This is a genomic window from Methylobacterium frigidaeris, from assembly GCF_022179185.1.
Taxonomy (GTDB): Bacteria; Pseudomonadota; Alphaproteobacteria; order Rhizobiales; family Beijerinckiaceae; genus Methylobacterium; species Methylobacterium frigidaeris.
Map to the genome: position 1 here is coordinate 1 of NZ_BPQJ01000420.1, position 223 is coordinate 223.

General features: G+C 68.6%; 1 protein-coding gene. It reads left to right on the forward strand.

The window, feature by feature from the left end; genetic code table 11:
* On the forward strand, nucleotides 1-223 hold a 223-nt coding region (locus MFF64_RS39255; protein WP_238194172.1), incomplete at both ends, for a vitamin B12-dependent ribonucleotide reductase.

Below are 223 nucleotides of genomic sequence, written 5' to 3' on the forward strand. Positions count from 1 at the left end.
GGCCGCCTACACCGAGGCCTACCGCACGTGGTGCAAGGGGATCACCGTCTACCGGGACGGCTCCCGGGAGTTCCAGGTCCTCACGGTGAAGAAGGAGGCTAAAGAGGAGAAGGCGGGGAAAACGCCGGAGGAGGCGAAGCCCCAGGAGGCCAGGGCCCACGAGCCCGGCAGGCCCGTCTACGAGCGGCCCGGCCGCCTCATGGGCTTCACCGACATGGACAAG